This is a genomic window from Leptolyngbya cf. ectocarpi LEGE 11479 (genome assembly GCF_015207065.1).
Taxonomy (GTDB): domain Bacteria; phylum Cyanobacteriota; class Cyanobacteriia; order Phormidesmidales; family Phormidesmidaceae; genus Leptothoe; species Leptothoe ectocarpi.
On the sequence record NZ_JADEXP010000234.1, the window covers coordinates 1 to 10,375 of the forward strand.

At 50.7% G+C, this 10,375-nt stretch carries 8 protein-coding genes; 5 read left to right on the plus strand and 3 right to left on the minus strand.

The features are described from left to right. The first annotated feature begins 66 nt into the window (after positions 1-66). From IQ260_RS20775 to IQ260_RS20785, 3 genes are all read left to right on the plus strand, one after another. Positions 67-3,228, plus strand: coding sequence for a methyl-accepting chemotaxis protein (locus tag IQ260_RS20775; RefSeq protein WP_228016312.1), 3,162 nt, complete (start codon positions 67-69; stop codon positions 3,226-3,228). Positions 3,229-3,367: 139 nt separating this feature from the next. Next, positions 3,368-6,562 (plus strand): hybrid sensor histidine kinase/response regulator, encoded by a 3,195-nt coding sequence (locus IQ260_RS20780; protein WP_193995008.1) that lies wholly within the window; start codon positions 3,368-3,370, stop codon positions 6,560-6,562. A 106-nt stretch (positions 6,563-6,668) separates the two neighbouring features. Then, entirely contained in the window at positions 6,669-6,917 is a 249-nt protein-coding gene (locus IQ260_RS20785; RefSeq protein ID WP_193995009.1) for a MoaD/ThiS family protein, read from the plus strand. 38 nt (positions 6,918-6,955) lie between these two features. Here IQ260_RS20785 and IQ260_RS20790 read toward each other — a convergent pair whose 3' ends face one another. The 3 genes from IQ260_RS20790 to IQ260_RS20800 are packed head-to-tail and all read right to left on the minus strand — an operon-like array spanning position 6,956 to position 8,776. After that, positions 6,956-7,321 (minus strand): DUF2237 family protein, encoded by a 366-nt coding sequence (locus tag IQ260_RS20790; RefSeq protein ID WP_193995010.1) that lies wholly within the window; start codon positions 7,319-7,321, stop codon positions 6,956-6,958. A 29-nt stretch (positions 7,322-7,350) separates the two neighbouring features. After that, entirely contained in the window at positions 7,351-8,238 is an 888-nt protein-coding gene (locus IQ260_RS20795; RefSeq protein WP_193995011.1) for a hypothetical protein, read from the minus strand. A 13-nt stretch (positions 8,239-8,251) separates the two neighbouring features. Continuing rightward, positions 8,252-8,776, minus strand: a complete 525-nt coding sequence (locus IQ260_RS20800) for a hypothetical protein (RefSeq protein WP_193995012.1) — start codon at positions 8,774-8,776, stop codon at positions 8,252-8,254. A 182-nt stretch (positions 8,777-8,958) separates the two neighbouring features. Here IQ260_RS20800 and IQ260_RS20805 point away from each other — a divergent pair, with 182 nt between their 5' ends. Together IQ260_RS20805 and mltA are read left to right on the plus strand one after the other, a co-directional pair. After that, on the plus strand, positions 8,959-9,213 hold the full coding sequence (locus tag IQ260_RS20805; protein WP_193995013.1) for a hypothetical protein: 255 nt from the start codon (positions 8,959-8,961) through the stop codon (positions 9,211-9,213). Positions 9,214-9,274: 61 nt separating this feature from the next. Then, positions 9,275-10,375, plus strand: a 1,101-nt coding sequence (gene mltA / locus IQ260_RS20810) for a murein transglycosylase A (protein ID WP_228016313.1), incomplete at its 3' end; no start/stop codon positions are given.

The window sequence follows — 10,375 nt, forward strand, 5'->3', positions numbered from 1 at the left end:
CTATATTTATTCATTTTTGATTATTTCACGAACTGTTATTGAAACGCTATCTAAAGGAAAGTTCTCATGGCCATGGATGTTGGTACAAACTCAAATGCTGAGCCCAATCCTGACGTCGACGCATTAGAGGGGATTCCCAAGCAAGACGCTACCCCTGTCAATGAGCAGGTACTAGAAGGGAGCACAGTGAACCCTTTAGACAATATGCACAGCAACCAAAATGGCTTAGGGAACAAAGCAGACCAACTCTCTCAGCCACCGCTGGCCGATCGTTCTGATAACTATCAGGGCGTTGTTACATCCGCCCCAAAAAGTACATTGTCAGACGATTCATCGGGTAAGGCACCCGATGAGTTCAGATATTATCGGGGAGTACGCTATAAAGAGGGTGAGCAGCGCTATGCCCCCGAAAACCTAGCTGTCTCTAGGCGTAGCAGGCTGCTGCAGTGGTTTTATGACTTACCAGTAAGTAGCAAGCAGCTCATCGGTTTGATTTCGTCAGAAGTTATTTCGGTGATTGGTTTGGTCGGCGTGGGGTCCCTGTTGATTATTAGCGGTGCCCGTCAGCAATTACTAAAACAGTCTGAAGCCGAATTAGCTATCGCTGACATTCAATACAATATCAAAGTTAACGAAATGGGATTTGGCTTTCGCGGCCAGTCTGAAAATACGGCCATTGTGACGCTAGCCGAAGCCATTACTAACAATTCTGAGGAGGTTAGCAGCGACCAACGGTCTGTAGTTCGTGACATTTTGCAAGGGGAAATTGAGGCGCGGAACATTGAGTATGCCACCCTCATTGGTACGGATGGCAAGATTATCGTCAATGCTCAAACTGATCGAACTGGAGAGGAATTTAATCCCTATGGGTTGGTTTCTCGGGTAATCTCTGAAAAGCAGCAGCTGAGAGCGAATGGCCTAGTTGATCGCAGTGAGCTAGAGCGTCAAGATGTTGAACTAGCTTCTGATGGTGATAAAGCCCTGATTCGCTACGTGGCAACTCCTGTATTTGCTCAAAATAGGGGCGATCAGCTAGTTGGCGTATTAATTGCTGGAGATGTTGTCAACGGCAAAACAGCCATTGTTGAAAGCAGTGTAACCGCATTCGGCACTGGTTATAACGCCGTCTATTTAACTGATGACTCGGAAAATTTTGTCCTGGCTGCATCGGCTGACCTAGACGAAGGTGAGGATGAAATTGAAATTGGTGAAGAGATTTACGATCAGATACTGCTAACAAGGGCCTTACAAGAAGAGGGGGAACCTGTCTCCCAGCGTCTGGTGGAGCCTGATGGTGAAGCCTACGCGATGTCAGCAAAAACGTTAGAGGACATCAATGGTGAGCCCATTGCTGTTTTAGCTCGTGGTACATCAGAAGCTAAACTCCAAGCTCTGATTAATAGAAGTCTTAAGATTCAATTTTTAATCGCGCTGCTGGCAATTCTAGCGGATATCTTTTTAGCGCAGCTGTTAGGGCGTTCCATTGCTAGTCCGCTCAGACGGCTACAGGAAGCAACTGAGTCCTTTGCTGGGGGAGACCGGCAGGCAAAAGCGGAGGTATTTGCAAGGGATGAAGTCGGGCAGCTGGCAACGGCCTTTAACGACCTTACCAGTAAGGTGCTCCAGTCTGAGGGAACCCTCATTGACCAAGCTAGTATCCAAGCGCAAGCGGCCCAACGAGCAAATCAGCTGGCCAGCTTAACCAGCGACCTGCGCAAAAACATTGACCAGGAGCATCTGTTTAGCGTCGCTGTCAATGAGGTTCGCAAGGCGTTAGAAACAGATCGAGTGCTGATTTATCGTTTTGACGAAGATTGGAGCGGTGAAATTATATTTGAGTCTGTCGCCATGGGCTGGCCTACGGCCATAGGTGCTAATATCGCCGATCCTTGTTTTGCCTCAGGGTATGTAGAACGGTATCGTCAGGGGCGTGTACAGGCTACCAACAACGTTTTTGAAGCGGGTTTAACCGCATGCCATTTGGGACAGCTCAAACCTTTTGAGGTTAAGGCCAATTTAGTCGCACCAATTTTAAAAAATGGTGAGCTGTTTGGACTCTTGGTCGCTCATCAATGCTCAGGTCCACGGGATTGGAGTGAGCTAGATGTTAGCTTCTTTAGACAAGCTGCTTTACAGGTCGGATTAGCCGTTGAACAGATCAATCTGTTTAATCAGAAAGAGCAGGCTCAGCTGGAGGCAGAGGCCCTGTCTGAAGAGCGGCGTCAGCGACAAGAGACGCTTCAAATGGAACTTCTCGGTCTCCTAGATGATGTAGAAGGGGCCGCTCGCGGTGATTTGACTGTGCGTGCCGATGTCTCGGCAGGAGAAATTGGCACGGTGGCTGACTTCTTTAATGCCATCATTGAAAGTCTGCGACAAATTGTGACTCAGGTTAAGATGTCGGCCGGTCAGGTCAACACATCCCTGGGCGATAACGACGCGGCAATGCAGGCCCTGGCTGAGGATGCCCTACAACAGGCGGAGCGGACAACTCAAACGCTAGATTCTGTTGAAACTATGACCATGGCGATTACCCAGGCCGCTGATCGAGCCCAGCAGGCAGCTGTGGTTGCCCGCGAAGCTTCGCAAACGGCTGAAACCGGTGGAGAGGCTATGGATCTGACGGTGCAGAATATTTTAGATCTAAGAGCAACCGTTGGTGAAACAGCTAAAAAGGTAAAACGGTTAGGAGAGTCTTCTCAGCAGATTTCAAAGGTTGTTTCGTTGATCAACCAAATTGCCACCCAGACTAATTTGCTGGCTATCAATGCTGGTATTGAGGCGGCCCGTGCGGGTGAGGAAGGGCAAGGTTTTGCGGCTGTAGCTGAAGAAGTGGGTGAGCTGGCTGCCCGCTCTGCAGCAGCTACTCAAGATATTGAGCGGATTGTAGATAGCATTCAGCGCGAGACTGCCGATGTGGTTGATGCGATTGAAAGCAGTACCTCTCAGGTGGTAGAGGGAACACGGCGTGTGGATGAAGCAAAACAGAGCCTGGCCCGCATGGTGGAAGTTTCTCAACAAATCGATGCTCTGGTGCAGACAATTTCTGCAGCCACAGTTTCTCAGGTGGAAACGGCTGCCAATGTATCTACGCTGATGCAGGAAATCTCGTCGGTGTCTGAGCGGACTTCGAGTTCTTCTAAGACCGTCTCAGAAGCGTTGCAGCAGACGGTGGCCGTCGCTAAGGAACTGGAGCTGTCCATGGCTGCCTTTAAAGTAGATGACTAGTGGGCGCTAATGGAACTTTCTGTCCACCCAAGGCAGTGGCATGTCGTTAGTTTGGACGGTAGCAGGCTACGTTCGTTAGTCAAGGTTGGGTTAATCAGTAGGCAGTCACACAAGGCAGGTATGCAACAGGTGCAGGGTCATGGCAGTTGATAAAGAACTTGAGATTAAGCTTCAGTTTCTAGATGAAGCGGATGAGTATCTACAGACCCTGGATGGGGCTCTCCTCGATCTAGCCCATAAAGGGGTACTGCAAGACGATATTAATGCTGCTCTGCGGGCGTCCCACTCTATTAAGGGGGGCGCTGCCATGATGGGATACACTCTGCTGAGTGAATTTGCCCATCGGCTTGAGGATTCACTGAAGGTGCTCAAGATCCAACGGGATGGGTTAGTCATTGATGATAATTTAGAGCGGCTATTGCTGTTAGCAGTAGATGTATTGCGTCGGGTGATTCAGTGCGATCGCACCCAAAACGGTCCTGAAGACGTATGGCTGAGTGATACAGCCATGCCCGTCTTTGATCAGCTGCACGAGATTTTGGGAGAAGCCGATCCTGAAGACGCCAATCTATTACTATCATCGGATGAAAATCAAGACATTATTCCGGTGCTATTTAGTACCGAAGTTGAAGGCTGTCTTGTCCGATTAGAATCAGCTATTGCCAGTAATACCCCCCAGCTCCGTGAAGAAGTCATGATTCTGGCCCAAGAGCTGGGAGGTCTGGGGGAAATGCTGCAGCTTTCCTCTTTTTATGAGCTATGTATCTTTGTTGAACAATCCATTCAAGCCGCCGATGATACCCAGGTTATGGAGGTTGCTCAAGCGGCCCTAGGTGAGTGGAGACAGTCCCAAAGCCTCATCCTAGAGGGACAGGTTGGACAGCTGCCCGTCACCCTATCAGGGTTGAGCTTTGAGGTATCTACGACTCCCCCGGCCTCTGCAAACGACTTGCCCCTAACTGGCGACCCAGCATGGGCTGATATGTCGGCAGCTGAGCAGATTCAAGACGAGGATTGGGCTAGTATTCTGGCCCAGGCAGAAAGTGCTCCAGCGGATCAAGATATCTTTGCTCAAGCTGCAAACAGTGTTCCAGCGGATCAAGATATCTTTGCCCAATCAGCAGATAAAGCTCAATTTGCAGACCTTACAGCCAAGCCAGTTCAACCGACAGAGCCAGCTGCTGAGACTTTTTCATCAGTTGAGCCAGACCCATTGGACGTGACTCAGCCGGTGAGACCGATGGTGGAGTCGGACGAGCCGATGACGGCTCAGACTACAGCTGCTGCGCAGACAGAATTTCACTTTTCCAGTAAGTCGAGTGCTGAAGCTAAGGCTACGGTCAATGCTGACCAAGATACCACCGTACGTGTTTCTGTACGACAGCTCAATGAACTCAACGATTACTTTGGTGACTTGACCATTGAGCGCCATCGTCTTGACAGTGAAGTAAAGCGCTTACGCACATTGGTCAAACTGCTGCACGAACGTCTGCGGTCCCTAGAAGAGTCGGAAGAAGAGCTGCGGGATGCCTATGACAAAACAGCCAGTGACAACCCCCTGCTGCTACCAGCGGCTCAGGGGCACAATGGTGCTACTGCTGCTGGGCCTACGCTGACTTTGGCTGAACGTTTGGGTAATGGGGCTATTGTCTCAGGAACCGCCTCAGGTTTTGATTCCTTAGAGATGGATCGCTATGATGAGCGACATTTGCCGTTTCGCGACATGATGGAAACGGCTGTCAGATTGAGAGAGGTTGCTGATGATATTGAGATTAGCGTCGAGACGGCAGAACAATCGTCGCGCAATCTACAGCGCACCACACGCCAGCTCCAACGCAATCTTAACCAGCTACGGATGCGGCCATTGTCGGATATTACCAACCGCTTTCCACGGGCCTTACGTGAGCTGTCGCTCGAATTTGGCAAGCCTGTAGAGCTGAAGGTCGAAGGCGATAAAACTCTAGTTGATCGCAACATTCTGGAGTCTTTGAACGATCCCTTGATGCATATTCTGCGCAATGCTTTTGACCATGGGATTGAAACACCCGACAAACGTAAGGCAGCAGGCAAACCAGAGCAAGGCACGATTACCATTCAGGCACAGCAGCGCAGCAGCCGCACTATCATTACCATCCGGGATGATGGGCAAGGTATTCCCCTGGATAAAATTCGAGCCCGTGCCCAGGAAATGGGATTAGATGAGTCGTTGCTCGCCACGGCGAGTGAAACGGATCTGCTCTCACTGATTTTTGAACCTGGCTTTAGCACAGCTAGCCAAGTTACCACCCTGTCTGGTCGGGGTGTGGGCATGGATGTGGTCCGCAACAATCTAGAAGAAATTCGCGGTGATATTAGTGTTGCCACCCAGGCGGGCCAAGGCTCAACCTTTACGATCTCAGTACCCTATACCCTTTCTGTAACCCGTGTATTACTGGCCGAGAGTAACCGGTTACCCATGGCCATCCCAACAGATAACCTGCAGGAAATAACCATCGTTGCCGAGGACGAAATTTACAAAGATGGCGACCGTGAAATGTTTACCCGTAATGGTCAACCCATTCGACTCATCCGTATGGGTAAGTGGTTAGCCTTTAACTGTGCGCGTCACATCGAAAGTTTGGAGATGAGCCCCAATGTTGTCATCCCCACGGTCCTGGTTTTCCGGTATAACGAACAAGCCTTTGGCCTACAGATTGAGCGCTCCTGGGGGGAGCAAGAAGTAGCCCTACGACGGGTGGAAGGGGATGTCCCCATGCCTACAGGGTTTAACAACTGCACCATCTTTGGCGATGGACAAGTGGTGCCACTGCTCAATGCGCCGGAATTTATTCGTTGGGTGTTGAGTTGTGAAGGGTCCAACATCCGTGAGGCATCGGTCCTGTACGGCAATCCGTTGCTCAGCGGTAAGCTAAGTGACTTACAGCCCGCTGCAGCCGCTGCTGGTCAACAGCAGCCAGCAACGATCTTGGTGGTAGATGATTCGGTCAATGTGCGCCGGTTGCTGGCCCTCACCCTAGAGAAACAAGGTTATCGTGTGACCCAGGCAAAAGATGGTCTGGATGCTCTAGAAAAACTGGATGCTGGTTTGACTATTAATGCAATTGTGTGTGACATCGAAATGCCCCGTTTAGATGGCTATGGGTTCTTAGCAAAACTGCGATCCCATGAGCGCTGCTCCCATATTCCGATTACGATGCTGACGTCTCGTACGGGGGATAAGCATCGACAGCTAGCCATGAAATTAGGGGCGAATGCATATTTCTCCAAGCCCTATCGCGAAAAGATGTTGCTCGATACCCTGGCAAATGCAGTGTTTAATGCGCCGTTGAATTAAAAGGGAGTAAATTCACGCGAGGGTTGAAGCAATCCGCTTTGAAATTGCACATGTTTCAAAGCCTGTAGCTCTTAGAATAGGTAAGAAATAAATCCAGGCAACATGGATGATCTCGATTACCTTGAAGTTGTTTGCTGCCTATCAGGATGCGTTGGGATGTCCCGAGCGGGTGATGGAGCTGTCTGAGGGGATAACGGTGGGGGAACTGTGCGATCGCATCTGCACCGAATACCCTGACCTTAAGCAGTGGCAAGGCTTAACACGCTTTGGCATCAACCTACAGATGGTGGAGGCCGATACCCCCTTAAGTGACGGCGATGAAGTCGTCTTTATCCCGCCTGTCAATGGCGGGTGATTAGAGGTGGTGATTAGAGCAATAGCGGCTGAGCCAGCCTAGTCCACGGCGTACTGCTGCAGAATATCGAGAGCAACTGTACCCAAAGCAGCCTCATGGGTTGCTGCCAGCACAACTTTGGGTGCCACCCCATCCTCGTAAGCTTCTTTCCAGCGAGCCGCACACAGACACCAACAGTCCCCCGGTTTAAGGCCAGGAAACTGATACATGGGCATCGGAGTGCTCAGGTCATTACCTTGGGCTTTGGTATAGGCCAAAAACTCTTCTGTCACCTGGGCACAGACCACATGGGAGCCCAAATCGTTGGGTCCAGTGTTACAGGTACCATCGCGATAAAAGCCTGTCATCGGGTCAGTACAGCATACCTGTAAGTTTTCACCCAAAACATTTTTGACAATTGCCATAGAAATATAGAGAGTAGATACAGTATCAGCTAAATTTCGGCAACAGCCCGCTCAACCAGACGCCGGGAGAGGGTTTGGATCCCTGTGTGCTCGTAGTAATTGGTGGAAATATCTAGAAAGGCACCAAAATAGTCCATTTTATCGTCGGCCACATCCACAAAGGTTTTGAGGTTAGCCACTACGCTCTGGGGAGTAATACCTTTCGATTCCACAAAGTCACCCATCCAACCTTTAACCGACTCAAAACTGGCACCGATAAAGGTGAGCTGATCGTCCGTTTTATTACCAGGAACAGCCTCCTTGATCGCCTTGAAGGCTGGATTACTGTCCAAATCCTTAGGGGTGAGATTTCCCAGAACCGTTTCAGTGTGTTTAATAAAGTTGGGACCCAGGGGAACCAGACCATCAAAGCAAACGAGGGCCGCCATCCGGACTAGGGACTCACCGCCATAGTCTCCCAGCGCTTTGACAAAGTCACCGACGCTATCACCCGGAATCCCATTGATTTTGCAAAAGGCAACAATTTCAGTGACTAGCTTCATGCAAAGGTCAATAGTCTGAGCCTTTTCAGGCTTTGGTGTGAGGCGATTGACCAGGGAAAGAAACGGAACATTTTCGGTCACCTTACCTGCCAAGGCCGCCTGTCCCAGGGCTCGTCCGGTCGAGTCGATGGTTTGATACAGCCACAGGGCTCGCTGATATCCTTCTGATTTATCGTTATAGAGCTGAATAGCCCGAGCCCCAATTTGCTCAATTAGGGCAGGGTCACTTTCACCGGTCACTTGGCGAATCGTATTTTCAAAGCCCACTATGTTTTCCCATTCCCCCGGCAATATTTTGTCAAGGGAGCGCAGTGCAAAAACCGTCAGGTTTTTTTGAGGTAGCTCGTTAACGAGTTCATAAATCGACTTGCTCATGGGGATATCCTCATTAATTGACGAGCTTGGCAAGACCAGCCAGATCAAATTTTTCTAGCCAGGCTTCCCGATCAGCTGGCGTAAAGTCGGTATCCCGGGAGAGGACTTTAACCTGTAGCCGATCGGCTACAAGCAAGCTGGTAGCGGTGCTGCCAACTTCTGCCAGGGGATAGCCTGCCAGGGAGCGAGCGCTGTTTTGATATTTGTTAGTGGCACTGGGATTAGAGACCGTATCCGACACCGATAGCATGGCTAAGGTATTGCCATCCTGCTTCAGCTTCGCTTCAGCAAAGCCATCTTTCTCTTGGGTGTAGACCCGTTCATACCCATCAGCTTGGGGAAAAAACTTATTGAACTCACCACCATTAATAACAACCTTTTTGTCAGCATTGACAACAGGTGTTTGCTCTTCGATTTGCTCCCATTTGGCATTGTCACTGGGCTGGGATGCGTTTAGATGGGTAAGCTGACAGCCGCCCACTGCTAGCAGCCCGACGAGCAAAATAGCTCCGATGGCTAGGGAAACTTTACGCAACATGGGGTTTAAGGAGTATCTCTATGGGACAGGACCAAGACCAAAAATACAGGTAAACTCTACCGCCATTTGTGAAACGTACAGGGAGCGGGGAGAAATTTCGTAAGTATTCGTATCGTTTTTAGATGCAATTTTTGTCAGTTGGAGGTCCATAATAGGGCGATGAATTAAATCGACGCGCAGATATGCCCAGGAAACCAAGCGAATTTATTGTCCACATGCTTTTTGATGGCGGTCATCATGAGGAAGTGAGGTTTTCATCGATTCAGGACTTTCAAAAGTGGTACAGCAATGAGCTGACACCCAAGTCGTCATCGGATGACTTTATTAAGGTGCCACTACCAGAGATCAATCCTGGGGAATATATGGTGATTCGGCCATCTCGTTTGGTAGCGCTCCGGGTAGAACCGCAGTTTAGCTCCAGTGTTGAGCGGTTTTAGCAAGATTACGGTGATGCTTGATCAGCGATGGAGATTGCGGACGCTCTTCGCAGTCTTAGTCATGTTTCATCCGCTACCAGCGGTGGCCTTCCCACTGGAGCGGATTAATTGCCACGTTGAGTTTGTCGATCATGTTTGTCTAGGCTACGACGCTCAGTTTGGCCAGGATCGTGCTGCTTTGCTCCAGGCGATTGATCACAGTCTGGACTACCTGGCGACTGATGCGGCTGTAATGGCCTATGAAACATATCCGCTAGCGGGGGTGCCCCATGGGCGAGTGCAGCGTAGCTTAGTGCGGTTTCGTCAGCTGGTGGCGACCAGCCATTCAGCTCGGCAGCTGCAGACAGCGGTGGCCCAGGAGTTTGATTTTTATCGCTCAGTGGGCGGTGATGGTTCTGGTCAGGTGGATTTTACGGGCTATTTTGAGCCAACCTACAGTGCCAGTGCCGTACCTACGCCAGACTATCGCTATCCGCTGTATCGCCGACCGCCGGATCTTGATACTTGGCCTATGCCCCATCCCACCCGAGAGCAGCTAGAGGGAACCGATGGATTGAACGCAGACCAGGGACCGCTGGCGGATTTGGAGTTAGTCTGGCTACGGGATCGATTGGAAGCGTTTTTGGTCCAGGTTCAGGGGTCGGCTCGCTTACAGTTAACGGACGGTTCGGTGATGTCGGTGGGCTATGCCGGGCGAACGGAGTACCCCTACACCAGCATTGGTCGGGCGTTGATTGATGATGGCATTGTGGCAGAGGAGGACCTGTCTCTGCCGGTGCTGATGGACTATTTTGAGCAGCATCCGGAGGCTCTGGATAGTTATTTGCCGCGTAACGATCGGTTTGTATTTTTTAAGGCAACGGGGGGCGCTCCGCCCATGGGTAATTTGAATGTGCCGGTGACGGCAGGGCGCTCCATTGCGACGGATAAAACGCTGATGCCGCCGGGGGCTTTGGCGTTGATTGCGTTAGACTTGCCCATGCGAACCGCAGCGGATAGCTGGGAGTCGGTGCCAGTCAATCGCTATGTGCTCGATCAAGACACTGGGGGGGCGATTCAAGGCCCTGGCCGGGTGGATATTTTTGTGGGTACAGGACAAGCAGCAGGACAGCAGGCGGGCTTGATCAATACCCGTGGGCAGCTGTACTACTTACTGCTGCGT

Excerpts from the sequence above, each read along its gene's own strand:
- IQ260_RS20775 (WP_228016312.1), top strand. The coding sequence starts at position 67 with ATGGCCATGGATGTTGGTACAAACTCAAATGCTGAGCCCAATCCTGAC.
- IQ260_RS20780 (WP_193995008.1), top strand. The coding sequence starts at position 3,368 with ATGGCAGTTGATAAAGAACTTGAGATTAAGCTTCAGTTTCTAGATGAA.
- IQ260_RS20785 (WP_193995009.1), top strand. The coding sequence starts at position 6,669 with ATGATCTCGATTACCTTGAAGTTGTTTGCTGCCTATCAGGATGCGTTG.
- IQ260_RS20790 (WP_193995010.1), bottom strand. The coding sequence starts at position 7,321 with ATGGCAATTGTCAAAAATGTTTTGGGTGAAAACTTACAGGTATGCTGT.
- IQ260_RS20795 (WP_193995011.1), bottom strand. The coding sequence starts at position 8,238 with ATGAGCAAGTCGATTTATGAACTCGTTAACGAGCTACCTCAAAAAAAC.
- IQ260_RS20800 (WP_193995012.1), bottom strand. The coding sequence starts at position 8,776 with ATGTTGCGTAAAGTTTCCCTAGCCATCGGAGCTATTTTGCTCGTCGGG.
- IQ260_RS20805 (WP_193995013.1), top strand. The coding sequence starts at position 8,959 with ATGCCCAGGAAACCAAGCGAATTTATTGTCCACATGCTTTTTGATGGC.